Consider the following 16,051-nt stretch of genomic DNA (forward strand, 5'->3'; position numbering starts at 1 on the left):
CTCGGGATGGACAGCCCTTTTCAAGTCCGGGGCGTGTATTCATCTATATGCATCACCAGATAGTTTGCAGCTTGGCTCACGCAAAACAGCAGCACGTCACCGTCATACAGATAACAGATCATAATAATTTGAAAGAGGAGTTGTAACTGAAGTGATGATGCAGACCCACGCACTTTATGACCAGATCACCAATGAAGTGCATGCTCGTCCATTCCAGAAAGTACAGGCACCGCTCTATCTAGTGCATATGGCAATCTCTCTGCCCTCTGAGCAGATGGATGACGCTCATCATGCGACCTTACAGTTGGCCACAGAGTTGGGCATCGGTGAACAGGCTAACGATGATGGCTTCTTTTTCTTAAGCTCGGAAGAGTTTGCACTGCGCTTCGAGCGGCACAATGAGTTTTATAGTTTGACGCTGTATCACTTCGGAGCTGATTCTGAGGATATTTTCCCTCAGCGCTGGAAACCTCTGTTGTGTGATGGCCGATTGCCCGGAAAAATGCTCGCTGGTGTTGAAATCATCTTTCGTAAGCGCCGTGAAGATCCGCTTGCGTGGTGCAGAAAATACTTTGGTCAGCGTAACTTTGCGGCTGAAGAGTTTGGTGATCGCCAGCTTGCGGCCTCTGAGGTGATGAGTGGTGGCGCCACCGTCTGGACTGATTTTGCTGCGTGTGAAGAGAACGGGCTGGTGCGGGTTTTAGTGGAAGATCGTTCACTACAGCCGTTTCAGGCGGGTCGACTGTTACAACGTATCTGTGAAATTGAAACCTATCGACACGTTGCCTTGTTGGCGTTGCCCGCGGCTCATGCTGCGATGCCCCTGATCACTACGTTGGATAAGCAGCTTGCAGATATTACTCACCGGATGACTGCGGATAACAAAGAGCAGCCTTCGGAAGTACTGCAAGAGCTGATGACGCTGGCCGCACAGGTGGAAGAGTTATCGGCGGATACTGCAAACCGCTTCTCTGCGAGTGAAGCCTACTTTGCCTTGCTGGATACACGGTTGACCGAGCTACGTCAGGAACGTATTGAAGGCTTACAGACGATCACCCAGTTTATGGAGCGACGACTGGAACCGGCGCGAAGAACCTGTCACGCAGCAGGGCGGCGTATCGAGCAGCTATCGAAGCGTATAGCACGGGTAAGTGAGCTGATTCGGTCGCAGGTTGATCTGTCCATCGAACAACAGAACCGTGATCTGCTGGAAGCGCTGAATGGCCGGGCGCGTCGCCAACTTCGGTTACAAGCCAAGTTGGAGAGTTTCACCATTATCGTGGTGACCTACTATGCCTTTGACCTGATTGAACGCACCATCCGTAACACGGTGCCAGGTGAAGAGTTGCTGAATGACGTATTGATGGGTGTTAGCTTCTCGGTACCTTTGATTGCAGGCGTACTCTGGCTGTATGTGCGCCAGCTGCTCAAAGGGTACGACGAAGACGATTGAGTGCCCCAGTCATCTGCAAGGGAGTGCGTTATCGCACTCCCAGTGATTCCATCAGATAGAGTGCAGCCGTACCTGCCAGTAGCATCAATACTGTGTACGGCAGGTTAGCTTGCAGGATCTCACGGGCACTGCTGTGAAAGCGCGCCTGTAAAATAAAGCTCAGCCCGCTGAAGGTGCTGCCGGACATCGACAGCGCGGTAGCCAGTACATACGACACCGCCATCAGAGTGGGCGTTGTAGTGACATCGGCCAGCAGACCGGCAAAAATCGCCACCAAGGCCAACTGATGAATTCCCAGTATCGCTAACACCACAATCGCCCACATTACTGTGGCGGCGACGGTTGCATCAGTACTAGTTACCGGCAGGGTAATCAGGCCCACGCCAATGCAGGCTTTTACACCGCCTGCCAGCAGACCCGCACTGAGAAACAGTGAAACTTCAGCGCGCGCGTCAGCTAGTTTTCCGGTGACATGTCCGATCAGTTTTTTCCCTCCAGATGCGAGGCCATTTTGCAGAGAAATTACGATCAGAGGCACCAGTACCGCCAGAGAGGATACCACCGCGATGGTCGTTAGTTCCGGGTAGATCCACGCGATGATCAGCACGCCGCTGATCAACAATGCAGGCAAACGTAGCGTTGAGGATTTTAGCGGGTAACCGTCGTATTGAGTCAGACTAGACGTGCAGCGAAAACGTGCCTCAACCAAGGTGAGCGCTAATCCCAGCACCGCAAGGCTGATCGAATACGGATAGATCTCATGGATCTCGGCGGAGGGAACCTGTTCCAGCACCAGTGGCAGGATGCTGAGGAACGGTGACCAGAGCACCGCAAGACCAAAACCCCGCGACAGGATCATCCGTGACAGCAGGCCGAGCCGATCTTTCCGTTGCACCTGATCACCCACTAAAATGACGGACGAGAAGTTAGCAATGGAGGCCAGCAGATGCATGCCGCCAAGGGTAAGCGAGAAACTACGAAACCCGCGCAGACGGTCACTGCGTTCCAATCGGGTTGCCAAAACGATAAAGTTCACCGCCGTGAGTAGCATGGCCAGCTTCAGATGTTCTTCTAGTAGTGATATCAGCGTGACCTGAGATCCCTGAGTCCATGCCCAGATTGCACCGGCCATACCGATGCCTGCGAGTATCAGAATCTGTTTGCGTTGTTTTGCCTTTAAACGGGGCAGTTCAATCAGGACAAATACCCAAGCCAAGACGGTGGCAACATAGCTGGTATTGACCAGGCCATAGGTATGGATCAGCACCAGCCCCCACCCCCACATACTAAACAGCAAGATGCCTGAGAGAGGGGTGTCGGACCAGCATTCTACGGGGCGTTGAGGCAAAGAGCGGAAGAGAGATAGCATATAAATTAACATGTTAATAAATTATTAATTAGCATGTTAACAATGTTTAGAGGGAAGGATCAACGCGCTTTGTGAAATGGCGCGCTGAGTATCTGTTCCGGGTAGGGCGCTTATAGGTCGGGAACGAAGGGATAGCTGCGAAAATAGTCCAACATAAAATCCACAAACAAACGTGTCTTCTGTGGCAGGTTATCGCGAGATGGGTAGATCACATACACGCCAAGTGGCTCCAGTTTAAAATCAGGCAGTAGCTCAACCAGATCACCTTGCTCCAGTTCGGAGATGATATTGCATTCGGGCAGGGCGGTAATCCCGTTATTTGCCATCAGCAGGCTGAACAACATCGCCGAATTATCGGTCAGCATCCGGCTATTAAGCGGTACGCTGTACTCGTGATCTTCGCGATCTGTCAGGGTGATCAGATTGCGGAAACGGTGGCGGGTCAGACTCAGCCAGTTCATTTCGCGCAGCTCTTCCGGTGCAAGTGGTGCACGGTGTTTATGTAGGTACTCGGGTGTTGAGACAACCAGTTGTCGCGTCTCAAATAAACGGCGAGCGATCAGTGATGAATCCTGTGGCCATCCGATCCTCACCGTCACATCAATAGCACCGTCGGCCATACTGGCAACGTCATCCTGTACACACAGATCCATCTTCAGATGAGGATGGAACTCCATAAAGTGGTTCAACGCAGGCACAAGTACACGCGAGCCAAACAGATTGCTACAGGCGACACGCAGCGTACCGCTGTTTTCGCCGGTCAGATGGTCGGTCAGTTCGTCCAGGCGCTCCACGCTTTGCAGTACTTCCTGACAGCCGTTATAAAAGTGGCGGCCGGATTCTGTCAGGCTCACATGACGGGTATCGCGGTTGAGCAGGCGCAGTTTAGTTTCGGCTTCCAGGGTACTGATCGCCTGACTGACGGCGCCTTTATTCATGCCCAGCTGATAAGCCGCAGCGCTGAAACTTCCTGCATCAACGACGCGGGTAAAACATCGAATTAAACGGAGCATATTGCTTCGCGATCCACTCATCAGAAACTCCTTGATAATCAAGATCATGTTGGTATACTGCGCGCCTATCTTGAGTTATTCAACTCCTGATGGGGCTTAAATTTAAGCCGTGTTGTGGTGGCCCTGCTGGTCCTCCCGCAACGATAAACCGTGAACCTGGTCAGGCCCGGAAGGGAGCAGCCACAGCGGTGGATTCGTGTGCCGGGATGTGGCTGGTGGGGTCACCCCCAGTTCTTTGATTTATAAGGGTTTTTAGGTGTTTCCTGACGTGCTAATTAATTTTAGTACACAAGGTAGTACACATGGCCCGAACTCCTGCATACCTTCAACTCTCTAAATCCAACGTCTTTTACTTCCGTTTACGTGTCCCTAAGTCGCTACGGTCCATCCTTGGCAAGCGTGAGATTCATCGCTCATTGAAGACTCGATGCCGCCGTGAAGCAATGGTGCGTGGCGGTCAGTTGTTGGCTTCTGCTGAGCGTTTGTTCTCTCAAGCCGTGACGGGAGCTAACGTTTGTTGGCAAAGTTTGTCTTGGGATAAACAAGTCGTATCCAATAGCGTTGTGATTGCTCAACCCGTCGAGCCATCCGTAGCCCTTTCATCTGGACCTAAGTTATCTGAAATTACAGACCAGTATCTGAAGACCCAGCGTCTTGAAGGTGTCAGTGAGAAGACGGTAGCTGATAAGCGGTCAGTGGTTGAGTTGTTGGTCAGAATCATCGGTGATAAGCCGGTAGACCAGATAAGCCGGAAAGCGGCACAGCGTTTTCGAGAGACGGCCTTAAAGCTTCCGCCTCGTATGAACCAGTTGTCTCCTAAGCCTCTTGAAAAGCTGATTGAGGAGGCTGAAACCACTATCAGTATTACCACCTTCAACAACTACGTTAAGAATCTGACAACTGTATTCAGTTATGCCGTTCAGGAAGGCCATATTGACCATAACCCCTTCGATGGACTTAGGGTTAAGCAGCGTGTGAAGGCCAGTGAGCAGCGTAGCCGGTTCACAGAGGAGGACTTGAAGCGGCTGTTCTCTAGTGAAGTCTATGCGCGTAGAGACGGTGATAAGCCTTATCAATACTGGCTTCCATTGATGGGTCTCTATACTGGTGCTCGACTTAACGAACTCTGTCAGCTCTATCTTGATGACATCATTCATGTGGATGATATTGACTGTATCCACATACAAGCCAGTAGGCCGGACCAAAAGCTGAAGAACCCGACATCCGAACGGTTGATACCGATCCACTCCAAGCTAAAGGCTCTAGGGTTCATGGAGTACGTTGAGCAACAGAGGCAGCTTGGGCATGAGCGCCTATTTGATTTGGTGCGCCACTCACGTCATGGTTACGCAGCAACGCCTTCGAAGTGGTTCGCACGCTATCGTGACAAGCTGGGCTTCAAAGGTGGTGATGAGAAGAAAGACTTCCACAGCTTCCGTCATACTGTAGCTGACCATCTGAAACAACAGGGAGTGGCTGAGAGCCTGATTGGAGGAATCTTAGGGCATCAGACCGGAGGGATAACTTTTAGCCGCTATGGAAAAGACTTCAAGCCTGTCGTACTGGTTCCAGTTATCGAGCAGATCGATCTAATCCCTTTGACATGCAGATGATGTCATTATCAATGCGACATTAGACGCTTTCTATAGCAATATACTGAACTGTGTTTTGTTTAACTGTTATTGACTGCACAAGGAGGCTACCGTGCCATTTAAGGAAATGATGACAGATGATGTATTTTTTGAGGACTCAGGGGGGAACAGGTCTGGCCCATATAAAACAAAGTTTGGGACAGATACATTAAGAATTTTCAACGACCAAGCAAGAATTGAGGAAGGTGATATTGCCATCCAAACTTTGCCCAATAATTCAGAGGTACGCTTTGTCGTTCAAGATGTCCAGTTTAGTTCAGGGGTTGAGGCCATACCTGCCTGTTACACTGTGCATATAGTAAAAGAGTCTAAACAGAATAAGGAGAAAGCTGTGTCAGGGAACACGACGTACAACATCAACGCGGCTAACGTACAAGTAGGGGATGGCAATACCCAGAACATTGTGGATGCTTTTCAAGAGCTTGCAGCGAAGATTGAGCATTCAGGAGCGACGCCTCAAGAGAAGGAGGAAGCCAAAGGACTTATTAAAGGGCTTCTTTCCAATGCCACGATTGCAGCAATATTGGGTGGTGCTGTATCTGGACTGCTTGGGTAGCTCTGCACCTCAGCGTTTCAGTAAGGAATTCCCTGTGTTTGGCTAAGGGCAGACACGGGGAAGTGGTCAGGTGATGATAGGGACTTGAAGAGCTTTCGGTTTCACTTAGTATCGTCTGATCGAAAACATCGGAAAATTTGTCAGCCCTTTTCAATATGTCTCTTAGAGAGATTCCCCCCGTGCCCCTCCCGTTATCACTAGAGCATTTCTTATCGCTTGTGATAACGTAACGTGTTGTATTGTAAGGGTTATTTGTTATTGGTAAGGTGTCTTTAAATCACTTAATGAACAGAAAGGACACACCATGAACCATACTCAATACGACCAGACTCAGTTAGTGCATGACATCATCAGCTTACAGTCTGGCTTCAAGCTCTCATCGCCTGACGTTGATGTCTTGGACTACCAGTGGCTATTAGGGGATGCAGCGCAAAGGAATGGTCAGCTTACCGCCACTTGGCGTGACCAGACATGGTTAGGAGTAGTGGCTGATTAAGGGGCATTTTGCCCTCTTTTTCATTCTCTAAGCAGAGTTCTCTGTATTCTCATGTCATCACATGGCTTTAACCAAACGCCTCTTACAGTTTAAGAATAGTGTCTTGTTGGGGTATACCTCAGCGATACGTCTCAAGAGTGTCTCATAAAGGTTGACTATCGAGCTAATAAGACAATATTATCGAGACATCTAAGACTTAAGTGAGACAGTGAGACACATCATGACAACCTTTGCCTACTGCCGTGTATCAACATTAGACCAAGACACAGTGATTCAGGAGGAGGCGTTAAGAAAGGCTTACCCTGACGCAGTGATACGCACAGAGAAGGCATCAGGAACTACTACTGATGGTAGACCTGTTCTTGAGCTGTTAATGGACATGATCAGTGATGGTGACAAGTTAGTGGTCTGGAAGTTAGACCGTCTCGCAAGGAACATGAATGACCTAACCAATCTGGTGCAGACCTTAGAAGACAAAGGGGCTTCACTGGAAATACTTGATCAACGGATTGATACAGCCACAGCGTCAGGCAAAGCGTTCCTACAGATGCTTGGGGTCTTCGCTGAGTTCGAGACCAATCTGAGGAAGGAGCGTCAGCTTGCCGGTATCGCTAAGGCTAAGGCTGAAGGTAAGTACAAAGGGAAGCAGAGAGTCATTGATGCTGACCGGGTTAAGGAGCTTAAGGCCAAGGGCATGGGAGCTACAACCATCGCTAAGGAGCTGGGTATTGGTCGAGCGTCAGTGTATCGCCTACTGAATTGATACCCCACACCATTAGAGTAAGAACGGTGCCATGCGTAGCTGAGAAGCTGTCAAATGGTTATAACAACGGTCGCGCTTAGATCATTTGGGACTGGTCTGGGTGTCGGCCTGTTGTTTTCAAGCCAGCGTCTACCCAATGTCTCTAAGCGTTCAACCCAAAGTCACCTAACCATCTACCCAAAGCCACTACCAACCGTCCACTTCATGCCTGCAAAAAGGCGTGGGTTAATTGCCGTTTTTATACCCCACACCCTAGCAGAAGACTCCAAAGGAAAACACTTAGATACACCAGTACTACTTAGAGTCACTCAGTGTCACTTACGGCAGTAGAGATACACTGAGGTAATCTAAGCTCCTCTCTACAGTAATAATCATTAATGACTACTACACCAGAGTAGAGCTAAGCGTCTAACACTGCTTCTCAGTGGGTATTACCCAGCGTACCCATGATGGTCATGTATCTACCAAGCTGTTGCAAAATGTCCCAAGATCATTAATGAACTGTCAGGTATCGCAAGTGTCCAGAATGAGCCAGTGGCCCAAAATGGACAGAGCGAAGACGAAGCGATTCAAATGAGCGAGCCGTCCAAATGAATCAGTGGTGTCTGGGCAAAATAAGCCTACAGCTCAAAATGCTCAAGCTGCTACCTGCAAGACCATTGATGAACTGAGTCGAATTGTTGATAAAAAATGTCCTCAGGACAAAAATGATCAAGTGAGGAAAGTTGCTCAGTGAGCGGAACTCCTCAAGCGGAAGAGGCTACAAATTCCGATGTCCAAAAAAGTCCTTAGGACAAAACTGGACAAGTGTCTCGAAATGTCCTGAGGACAAAATGGGACGAAGTGTCTGACGCTCAGTAATGTCCCTTCAGTGTTACCTCAAGTGGCATGTGGTCACTGAACTCCAACCAGTGATTTATGTCACCAACAATAATGCTGCTGTCTTTCACTAGATCGTCTGACAAGAACACATAATCAATGTGGTATGGTTTCTGTTCTTTACGGTGGAGGAAAAAGGTTGGGCTGCTTTCAGAACCTTGTGCCTCTTTGTGTTGATGGTGGTAAAGGCTTTGTACCCCGATGCCTGCGAGTTCTGAGACAACGTCGCTATGACTCCACCAACGGTCTGGCTCATCCCATTTTACGTTGCTGTTGAAGTCTCCACAGATGATGGTCTTGTCTTTTCTGAGGTCTTCCCTATGAATCTGAAGAAACTTCCAGAACTGCCCCATGTAACCGAAGTTTGGTGAAGATGCACTTTTTGTCCAGACAGCAAGTAGAGTCAATTCATTGTTTATCTTGCAAGGTAGGAAAGACTCTAAGTCAGCAGTAGTCCAGCGCAATGAAGGGCTTTGGCTTACAAGACCCTTAATCTGAAATTCTCCATTCCAGCCCAGTTCTGAAAGCTGATATCCATTGCGGGAAAACACACCGATTCCCTTATTTTTATTCTTGCCTTTCCAAAGGTAGCTACCCGCCCATTCCCTATACTCTTTGGTCGATTGAGCAGGGTCTTCACATTCCTGAATGACCAGAATATCAGCGCCAAATGAGTCGGCGGCTGCGGTCTTTTTCCTCAACGCACCGTTACAGTTCCATGTTATGACCTTCATAGCGTCCCTTAAAATCACTACTCTACAACAGTGATCAGCTTACCAAGCTGTTGCCAACAAGACCATTGATGAACTGAGCCGAATTGCAGGTGCGCCAAACGGACGGGCCGTCCAAACGGCGCAAGGCGAAGACGAAGTGTCTGACGCTCAGCTTGCTCAATGGGTAGCGCCCCAAATGAGCGAGCCGTCTAAACGGGGTAAACAGTCAGGATGAGCGAGCCGCCCAACCTGACAGCCCGGAAGACGAAGTGCGTCAAATAGGCCAGTGGCTGAAATGACGCAAGATCAACTGAGTCAAAGTGTCCTGGGGACAAAACGACTCAAGACCATTGATGAACTGAATCGAATCGCTACCTGCCAAAATGAGCCAGTGGCCCAAATTAGCACCCCTGAGGAAGACGAAGTGTCTGACGCTCAGCTTGCTCAATGGTGGCTGGACTTCGGCATCACCCTATTGATACCCCACACCATAGGGAAAAGAATATCACTTTCCTTAGTCCCTCCCTCAGTAGACTCAGCGTTCCCTGTGTCTCCTTTCTCCAGACTCCCGGTATACCTTCCAATCCCGCCCGTGGTTATACCAAGGGTCTGGTTGCTGACCTACAGCACTCCTTTGGTTATCGCTGCGTAAGACCTTTGCTTTGGTGTCTCTCTCCCATCCCGGCAAAGGCAGCAGCAAACCATAAACCCTTTTGTTTTACAGATTTGATACCACTTTCAGGAGCCAGCCCAATGTCTGACTGTAAGTCCTACCTAAGGCACGACCCTACAACCAGTGCCGCTGTTATCCGGCTACCTGCTCGCTACTGGGCCATCATTGAGAAGCGTCAAGCTGAGCTTGCTGATGAGCTTAATGTAAAGCGTGTAGCCAGACCCTTAGCCCTTCTAAACATCCTTGAGTCTTACCGTGACTCTCACTAACCCATTAAGGAGAAACCATGACCCTATCCATTAATCCAACTACCCCTGAATATTACGACTCCCTTGGTCTGACACATACAGAGCGTCAGCAGATGGAAGCAATTAACAACATGACTGACGATGAATGTGGTGTCCTTGTACGCCAAGCCATACAGGATGATGCTGATCAAGAGTTCATCCAAAGCTGGGAGCAAACAGAGCGCATGAATGACCATGTGGTCCAGCGTTTATCTAATGGCAGCTCTGTTGTTGGTGGTGCATTGCAGCCTAATGCCCTAGTGACCATTGGTGGCATTGAGATGACCGTACAGCAAGCCGTTGACGCGGGTGTCTACTCCTCTGATGTCTTCGGTATGCACACGGCTGACATGGAGTAAGTAGATGGTCATTGATTATGAGAAAGAGCGTATGGAGGCGCTACGTTCACTGGGTATCGACCCGGACTCAAAGCCTCGCAATGAGGCTAAGCGTCTCCCTGTTAGGCATCAATCCCAACTGAATAAAGCAATCGCTGAAGTCTACACAGACCTCGGCTTACCTCTACCAACTGAATAAGGAGCATGACCAAATGAATGTAAACGAAGTAAAGCAGTACCTGAGTGATGTCGATATGCCAGCAAAGGGACAGGCCCTTGAGGCTATCGTGGACAATCTACACCAGACTTATGGTTCAACCCGTGTAGGGAGTTCTGTGCAGCAGCTTGGGAACGCAGCGCCTCTGTATGTTAAATCAGGTGCTGTTGCTCATCTGGTCGATAACGCTAATGATTTGGTCATGGCTTGCCGTGGCATTAAGCAACGCTTGGATGCACTAAAAGGTGCTGAGCCTATTGTCCTGAAAAGTGCTACCAAAAGCCGTTACCTGTCAGACATTACCAAATTGCTGAATTATGAGTTCGATGATGCTGGAAAGTTTAAACGTAAGCTTACGGCTGCTGGTGGCTATAAAATTACTGCTGACCCGGACACTCGCTCACAGTCACGACAAGGGGATAAGCTGATGGATGACCTGATGTCCACTGATGAAGCCCGACAGTTGAAGGGTGTCAAAGCTCTGCGTGACCTCCTGATATACGAAGGCTAAGCCGCTTTTCATCAGCCCCTTACCAAACCCTTCCTAAATACAGAACGCCCGTCTCAGTGGCGTTTTGCCCTCATTTTGCCCCACCAATTGACCACCAAAGGAGGATGACCCTATGTCCTTACGCAAAGCCATTGATGATAAGTGTAAAGAGTGTATTTACTGCCCATTGTCTAAAGGCACTTGGCGGCAACAAGTCGCTGACTGTGCTTCTACTCAATGCCCCTTGTACGATGTGCGCCCGAAGTCTAACGCTAAGAAGCAGGGAGGCTGACGCATGGCTGAATCATTGTCTGTTGTCTTGCCAATAAGGAGGCAGAGTTCACGTAAACAGAGAAGTAGGAAAAGACAGGTGTATTGTCAGAGCAAAGGTTTATACGGCTCTGCGATGTTGCAGTCATTCCGTGGACTTCCTGAAGCGTGGGCGATTGCTCTGCGCGCTGAGTATGACACTCGAATTTAGTACACAATTTAGTACACACGGCTTGTCAGGAGGGGAGACCCTGAGTGTATAATCAGACCACAACTTGAACCGTTTGTGCGTTAGGTTAACACCGCTGGAACCCGCATGGTCTCTACCTCCCGCAACGATAAACCGTGAACCTGGTCAGGCCCGGAAGGGAGCAGCCACAGCGGTGGATTCGTGTGCCGGGATGTGGCTGGTGGGGTCACCCCCAGTTTTCCTCTCTTGCTTCCTCGTTCCATCATTCTGAAGTTTCCCTACTGTCTGTTTTTATTCGAATTTTATCTCTGAACACCCGCATTCGTTGTCATTATTTCAACTGAAATATGGATTCTGACGTTTCAGGCGCGAGTGGAGATCGTACGTTGGCGTAGCTTGCTACCGGCTGAACAAAACGTCCATCGTCTCAAGGTACTGCAAAATGTACGTCTGTTCGCCGAGCGATCTTAGCTATTTATATAAAAAACAGCAGTTTGATGGCGCTAATCAGTGGTACAGCCACCATTAGCAACTTCAGATATTTATGCTTGGAGCGGTGCATGATTCCGGCGCCGAGATATGCGCCGAGAATGTTGCCGATCATCATCGACAGCCCTAACGTCCACCAGACGTACCCACCGAAGATCAGCATCGTTAGCGCGGTGGTATTGATGACGACCATCATCGGTTTACTGTTGGTGACCGCTTGTTTCAGGTTGTAGCCACGAAACGCGGTAAACGCGCTGATAACCATCGGGCCGGTGCCGGGTCCGAATAGCCCACCGTAAAATCCTGCGCTGCTGCCGATTGTTGAGTGGAATAACCAGCCGGGGATTTTGCCGTTATTTTGACCTTTTTTTACCCGTGGCAACAGCGCCATATAGAGGGCGATACCGATCATCAGATAGGGGATAACTTGCTCAAGTTTCCCGGTTGACGAAAGATGCTGCAGAAAGCTCACCCCGAGACAGGTTGTGATCAATGCAAAGATCAGGGCGGGCCAGTTGCTTCGCAGATCCAGAAAACCGTTGCGAAGATAGTGCAGGGATGACGTTAAGGTTCCAGCGGTATTTTGGAGCTTGTTGATTGCTATGGCATTGATCGGTGGAACGCCCGCCATGAGCAATACAGGGACCATTAACATACCGCCACCACCGGCAATCGCATTCAGTATGCCGGTAAAGAATGAAGTGATAATTAGAAAGATAAAGAGTGTCGTGGATATCTCCATGTTGGGTTTCTCATATGAGTTACGTTCGGGGGTGAAACGGTGGGAGTTGCTCGGGACATGAGGGGATTGTGTAGCGAGGAAAAACCGCATCAACCTCTTTAAATATAAGCCAAAATAAGCACTTACGCCTGAAATTGGTTCACATTAGCCAAATCGAGAGCGGATTTGGTCATCAGTTTTAGGTGTTGTTTTGTGTATTTTGAACTCCTTTTCTCGCCTTAAAAGTTACGCTCAGAAATCGTGAATTTTGCGTATCTGTAGCATTCAATCGGCGAGAGTTTTATGAACATCAGTCAAAGCGGACGATTACTCTTTGGCTTAGTCTTCAATGTCCGTTTGAGAAGAGTTTGTAGCAGTGGAATGGGGGAAAAGAGAAAGTGTTGATGTGCCGTGTGGATGTTTTCTTAGCGTGGGTGGAAAACATAGCCCACGGAGCCTGTTGCCCCGGGGCTTTCTGAAGGTCGTTTGTTGTTAGCCTTTGGGTTTGCCGATCACAATGGAAATGATCGCCGCGATACCCAGTAATCCGCAGTAATAGATTGAGCCGACCAGAGCGAGTGGCGACAGTTGGGCAATCGATGCTGCCAATAGAACTTGTGCGCCGTAGGGAATGAACCCCTGTACAACACAGGAGAAAATATCCATTAGGCTGGCACTGCGTTTAGGATCAACGCCATAACGGCTGGCAATATCTTTAGCCAATGAGCCACTCAATACAATCGCCACGGTATTGTTCGCTGTGGCCATATTGGTCAGCGCAACGGCGGCACCAATGCTGATCTCTCCAGAACGCGGTGATGGTTCGGTGTCGTGTTTGCGGCGTGTCAGACGGTCAATGATACCTGCGATATATTCCACACCTCCGCGTGCTTTCATCAACGCACCCAGGCCACCAATCAACATGGAGAGAATCATAATCTCCTGCATGCCCGTATAACCGGCATAGATGTCTTTGGACAGCTGAGCGACCGTGTAATCCGGGAGTTGACTCATCCCAATCACCCCAGCCATCACAATGCCGCTCAATAGCACCAGCATGACATTCAGTCCACTCAGTGCCATCACTAATACCGCTACGTAGGGCAATACCAACAGCAGGTTGATCTCTTCTTTGGCGGCTACACTTCCGCTTCCCCCGAGGGAAAAGAGCAATCCCAGTGTCAGTAGGGCGGCGGGTATCGCAATTTTTGCGTTGAGGCGGAATTTGTCACGCATCTCACAACCTTGTGTCCGGGTTGCGGCGATAGTGGTATCGGAGATGATTGATAGGTTGTCACCAAACATCGCACCTCCGACAACGGTGCCGGCAGCCAGGGCTACATCGATCCCTGTGGCGTCTGATACACCGACGGCAATGGGGGCCATCGCAGCAATGGTACCCATAGAGGTGCCCATCGCGGTGGCAATAAACGCACTGATCATAAACAGGCCTGGCAGTACCAGTGGGTCCGGGATCAGACTCAGACCCAGGCTGACCGTGGCGTCGACTCCACCAATGGCTTTGGCGACACTGGCAAAGCCGCCTGCCAGCAGGTAGATCACCACCATGGTGATGATGGTGTTATCTCCAATTCCTTTAATAAAGGTTTCGATCCGATCATTCAGTGGACCTTTTGCCAGCAGCATGGCCAGCACAATGGCTGGCAGGATCGCGACGGGAGCGGAGATCTGATAGAAGGCAAACTCAACAGCTTGATTCTGGTAGTAGATGCCACTGCCAATAAACATGGCGAGAAACAGTATCAGTGGTAACAGAGCGACGGGTGACGCTTTCATCAGTGGTTCCTGAATATAGATGCCGATCGGGCAGTATTCCTGTCAGTCCGGTGACTTGTGGTGCCGGACGCGAGGGAGCGCGAACGATGGGATTGCCATCAGCACTCAATGAGCTGTAACGGGCATTAGTGTGACGTTACAGAAGGCGGTGATTATAAGGATTAGGTGGAATAGCGCTAAGAAGGAATTATTATTAAATATTTCTTTTGGTTATATTGTTTTGTGCTTTTAATTCTATTTTGAAATATGGTGTTGTGTACTGATGTTTGGATGGCATAAAGGAAACCCGCCACAGGCAGGGGAGCCGTAGCGGGTTTCTGCTGACTTTAGCCTAAATTAGAAGCTGTAGTTAGCGATCAAGCGCACTTCGTTGATGTCGTTGTAAGCATCCGCTTCAACGTGAGACAAGCGCATACGCAGAGACAGACCGGTCAATTCACCAGACTGCAGCGTGTATTTCAGCTCTGCGTTGGTTTCAGCTTCGTCAACGTCGGTGCCGCCGTTGTCGTACTCACCCCATGTGTGGCGAACCATGGCTTTCAGGCCCTGAATATCGGCAAACGCGTAGTCAGCACGGATCTGGAAGGAATCTTCATCTTTGTTGTTGAAGTCCATGATCTGAACAGCGTTCCAGGTCACCAGGCCGTTGTCATCGTTGCCGCCCCAAGTGTAGCCGTAAGCGGTGTCTCCACCGACGGTCTGGAAAGAGCCGGTCAGCGCCAGATTACCGAAAGAGTACTGAGCGGCCAGGTTGGTCAACGTAGCGTCCTGTGTGTTGCTACCTTCGCCTTCGCTGTCGTAGTGATGGAAATCAATCAGCAGCTGGTCAGTGGTGTAAGCCACATTGAAGTAAGCCTGAGACAGGAAGTCATCGGATTCACCGTATGCTGCGTGCAGACTGATGCCGTTGTCCAGCTTAGTGCCACCGCCAATCAGTACTAGGCCGTCAGAATCAGTACCGTATTTCTCGAAAGATGCATCGGTTTTAGCAGATGCACGATCACTGTACAGCGCGTACAAATCAACGTCTGCTAAGTTGCCAGACAGTTTAACTGCCTGAGTAGACGATGGCGTCGCGCGGGAATCGGAGTCGTTCAGCAGAGGGGTGTTAACAACCCAGCGGCCCAGACGTACAGACGCGTTTTCAGCCAGTTTTACGTCAGCAAATATCTGACCCAGTTTAGCGTAGCTGTTGCTGTTAGAGCTCAGCAGACCGGTAGACTGGTCGTCGCCGTGGCCGTCCAGTTTCACGTTTGCGAACAGGGACGCGCCAATTGCGATGCGGTCAGTCAGCTCGTTGGTGTAATCAACGCGGATTGCCTGAGTCAGCGCAACGCGGTTAGGTGCGGAGCCTTCAGAGAAGTCGCGATTGAAGTAGAAGGTGCGCAGATCAACATTCAGGTCAGCCAGCGCTGCTGGTGCCTGAGTTGCAGCAGTCGCTGCCACGATTGCAATAGGGAGAAGTTTCTTGGACACGTTAGCCATGATGTTCAATCCTGATTTATCGTCACTGTCTTTTTATATTTAGTACTGGCCTCCAGGTGCAGCTGGGAAGCAGTGTATAGCTTCAAACGATGAGCCGTATTTCATTAAATGAATGAGCATTCATCTATGGAGCGAATCGGAGAATAGCACCTTTTATGTTGTCGTATATGAAAATATTGATTCAATACGAAACTTTTGTG

16 protein-coding genes and 2 other RNA genes are annotated in these 16,051 nt (G+C 49.6%); 12 read left to right on the plus strand and 6 right to left on the minus strand.

Going from position 1 to position 16,051, the window contains the following annotated elements; genetic code table 11:
• Nucleotides 1-154: 154 nt before the first annotated feature.
• The gene (locus tag IOQ59_RS07460; protein ID WP_228050773.1) at nucleotides 155-1,453 is read left to right on the plus strand and encodes a DUF3422 domain-containing protein; all 1,299 of its coding nucleotides are present in this window, start codon (nucleotides 155-157) and stop codon (nucleotides 1,451-1,453) included.
• A gap of 28 nt (nucleotides 1,454-1,481) precedes the next feature.
• On the opposite strand, the gene IOQ59_RS07465 is transcribed toward IOQ59_RS07460, so the two are convergent.
• Both IOQ59_RS07465 and IOQ59_RS07470 read right to left on the minus strand, forming a co-directional pair.
• Nucleotides 1,482-2,720 (minus strand): hypothetical protein, encoded by a 1,239-nt coding sequence (locus IOQ59_RS07465; RefSeq protein ID WP_371871834.1) that lies wholly within the window; start codon nucleotides 2,718-2,720, stop codon nucleotides 1,482-1,484.
• Between the two features lie 212 nt (nucleotides 2,721-2,932).
• On the minus strand, nucleotides 2,933-3,856 hold the full coding sequence (locus IOQ59_RS07470) for a LysR family transcriptional regulator (RefSeq protein WP_193952652.1): 924 nt from the start codon (nucleotides 3,854-3,856) through the stop codon (nucleotides 2,933-2,935).
• A 103-nt stretch (nucleotides 3,857-3,959) separates the two neighbouring features.
• Between IOQ59_RS07470 and ffs (IOQ59_RS07475) the strand changes: the two genes are divergently transcribed.
• The 5 genes from ffs (IOQ59_RS07475) (at nucleotide 3,960) to IOQ59_RS07495 (ending at nucleotide 7,302) form a co-directional block, all read left to right on the plus strand.
• An RNA gene (gene ffs, locus IOQ59_RS07475) (signal recognition particle sRNA small type) lies at nucleotides 3,960-4,056 on the plus strand.
• Nucleotides 4,057-4,137: 81 nt separating this feature from the next.
• Nucleotides 4,138-5,448, plus strand: coding sequence for a DUF6538 domain-containing protein (locus tag IOQ59_RS07480; protein WP_193952653.1), 1,311 nt, complete (start codon nucleotides 4,138-4,140; stop codon nucleotides 5,446-5,448).
• A 91-nt stretch (nucleotides 5,449-5,539) separates the two neighbouring features.
• Nucleotides 5,540-6,043 carry a hypothetical protein gene (locus tag IOQ59_RS07485; RefSeq protein WP_193952654.1) on the plus strand — a complete coding sequence of 168 codons (504 nt, stop codon included), beginning with the start codon at nucleotides 5,540-5,542 and terminating at the stop codon, nucleotides 6,041-6,043.
• 304 nt (nucleotides 6,044-6,347) lie between these two features.
• Complete coding sequence (locus IOQ59_RS07490) at nucleotides 6,348-6,539, plus strand: hypothetical protein (RefSeq protein ID WP_193952655.1); 192 nt, start codon at nucleotides 6,348-6,350, stop codon at nucleotides 6,537-6,539.
• Nucleotides 6,540-6,759: 220 nt separating this feature from the next.
• A complete protein-coding gene (locus IOQ59_RS07495; RefSeq protein ID WP_193952656.1) occupies nucleotides 6,760-7,302 on the plus strand; it encodes a recombinase family protein in 543 nt (180 codons plus the stop codon).
• Between the two features lie 854 nt (nucleotides 7,303-8,156).
• Here the strand turns inward: IOQ59_RS07495 and IOQ59_RS07500 are convergent.
• Nucleotides 8,157-8,915 (minus strand): endonuclease/exonuclease/phosphatase family protein, encoded by a 759-nt coding sequence (locus IOQ59_RS07500; protein WP_193952657.1) that lies wholly within the window; start codon nucleotides 8,913-8,915, stop codon nucleotides 8,157-8,159.
• 732 nt (nucleotides 8,916-9,647) lie between these two features.
• Here IOQ59_RS07500 and IOQ59_RS07505 point away from each other — a divergent pair.
• The 6 genes from IOQ59_RS07505 (at nucleotide 9,648) to ffs (IOQ59_RS07530) (ending at nucleotide 11,582) form a co-directional block, all read left to right on the plus strand.
• Nucleotides 9,648-9,836 carry a hypothetical protein gene (locus IOQ59_RS07505; RefSeq protein WP_193952658.1) on the plus strand — a complete coding sequence of 63 codons (189 nt, stop codon included), beginning with the start codon at nucleotides 9,648-9,650 and terminating at the stop codon, nucleotides 9,834-9,836.
• 17 nt (nucleotides 9,837-9,853) lie between these two features.
• The gene (locus IOQ59_RS07510) at nucleotides 9,854-10,213 is read left to right on the plus strand and encodes a C48 family peptidase (RefSeq protein WP_193952659.1); all 360 of its coding nucleotides are present in this window, start codon (nucleotides 9,854-9,856) and stop codon (nucleotides 10,211-10,213) included.
• Between the two features lie 4 nt (nucleotides 10,214-10,217).
• Entirely contained in the window at nucleotides 10,218-10,391 is a 174-nt protein-coding gene (locus tag IOQ59_RS07515; protein ID WP_193952660.1) for a hypothetical protein, read from the plus strand.
• Between the two features lie 13 nt (nucleotides 10,392-10,404).
• A complete protein-coding gene (locus IOQ59_RS07520; RefSeq protein WP_193952661.1) occupies nucleotides 10,405-10,920 on the plus strand; it encodes a hypothetical protein in 516 nt (171 codons plus the stop codon).
• A 112-nt stretch (nucleotides 10,921-11,032) separates the two neighbouring features.
• Entirely contained in the window at nucleotides 11,033-11,191 is a 159-nt protein-coding gene (locus tag IOQ59_RS07525) for a hypothetical protein (protein WP_193952662.1), read from the plus strand.
• Nucleotides 11,192-11,489: 298 nt separating this feature from the next.
• Nucleotides 11,490-11,582, plus strand: an RNA gene (gene ffs / locus IOQ59_RS07530) — signal recognition particle sRNA small type.
• Nucleotides 11,583-11,834: 252 nt separating this feature from the next.
• Here the strand turns inward: ffs (IOQ59_RS07530) and IOQ59_RS07535 are convergent.
• From IOQ59_RS07535 to IOQ59_RS07545, 3 genes are all read right to left on the minus strand, one after another.
• Nucleotides 11,835-12,590: a TSUP family transporter gene (locus IOQ59_RS07535; protein ID WP_193952663.1), complete on the minus strand. Its 756-nt coding sequence runs from the start codon at nucleotides 12,588-12,590 to the stop codon at nucleotides 11,835-11,837.
• A gap of 471 nt (nucleotides 12,591-13,061) precedes the next feature.
• Nucleotides 13,062-14,366, minus strand: a complete 1,305-nt coding sequence (locus IOQ59_RS07540) for a Na+/H+ antiporter NhaC family protein (RefSeq protein ID WP_193952664.1) — start codon at nucleotides 14,364-14,366, stop codon at nucleotides 13,062-13,064.
• Nucleotides 14,367-14,702: 336 nt separating this feature from the next.
• A complete protein-coding gene (locus IOQ59_RS07545) occupies nucleotides 14,703-15,851 on the minus strand; it encodes an OprD family outer membrane porin (protein WP_193952665.1) in 1,149 nt (382 codons plus the stop codon).
• Nucleotides 15,852-16,051 lie beyond the last annotated feature (200 nt).

This window comes from Pontibacterium sinense, assembly GCF_015209595.1.
In the GTDB taxonomy this organism is placed as follows: Bacteria; Pseudomonadota; Gammaproteobacteria; order Pseudomonadales; family Balneatricaceae; genus Pontibacterium; species Pontibacterium sinense.

Excerpts from the sequence above, each read along its gene's own strand:
- IOQ59_RS07460 (WP_228050773.1), top strand. The coding sequence starts at position 155 with ATGATGCAGACCCACGCACTTTATGACCAGATCACCAATGAAGTGCAT.
- IOQ59_RS07470 (WP_193952652.1), bottom strand. The coding sequence starts at position 3,856 with ATGAGTGGATCGCGAAGCAATATGCTCCGTTTAATTCGATGTTTTACC.
- IOQ59_RS07480 (WP_193952653.1), top strand. The coding sequence starts at position 4,138 with ATGGCCCGAACTCCTGCATACCTTCAACTCTCTAAATCCAACGTCTTT.
- IOQ59_RS07490 (WP_193952655.1), top strand. The coding sequence starts at position 6,348 with ATGAACCATACTCAATACGACCAGACTCAGTTAGTGCATGACATCATC.
- IOQ59_RS07495 (WP_193952656.1), top strand. The coding sequence starts at position 6,760 with ATGACAACCTTTGCCTACTGCCGTGTATCAACATTAGACCAAGACACA.
- IOQ59_RS07500 (WP_193952657.1), bottom strand. The coding sequence starts at position 8,915 with ATGAAGGTCATAACATGGAACTGTAACGGTGCGTTGAGGAAAAAGACC.
- IOQ59_RS07505 (WP_193952658.1), top strand. The coding sequence starts at position 9,648 with ATGTCTGACTGTAAGTCCTACCTAAGGCACGACCCTACAACCAGTGCC.
- IOQ59_RS07510 (WP_193952659.1), top strand. The coding sequence starts at position 9,854 with ATGACCCTATCCATTAATCCAACTACCCCTGAATATTACGACTCCCTT.
- IOQ59_RS07515 (WP_193952660.1), top strand. The coding sequence starts at position 10,218 with ATGGTCATTGATTATGAGAAAGAGCGTATGGAGGCGCTACGTTCACTG.
- IOQ59_RS07520 (WP_193952661.1), top strand. The coding sequence starts at position 10,405 with ATGAATGTAAACGAAGTAAAGCAGTACCTGAGTGATGTCGATATGCCA.
- IOQ59_RS07525 (WP_193952662.1), top strand. The coding sequence starts at position 11,033 with ATGTCCTTACGCAAAGCCATTGATGATAAGTGTAAAGAGTGTATTTAC.
- IOQ59_RS07535 (WP_193952663.1), bottom strand. The coding sequence starts at position 12,590 with ATGGAGATATCCACGACACTCTTTATCTTTCTAATTATCACTTCATTC.
- IOQ59_RS07540 (WP_193952664.1), bottom strand. The coding sequence starts at position 14,366 with ATGAAAGCGTCACCCGTCGCTCTGTTACCACTGATACTGTTTCTCGCC.
- IOQ59_RS07545 (WP_193952665.1), bottom strand. The coding sequence starts at position 15,851 with ATGGCTAACGTGTCCAAGAAACTTCTCCCTATTGCAATCGTGGCAGCG.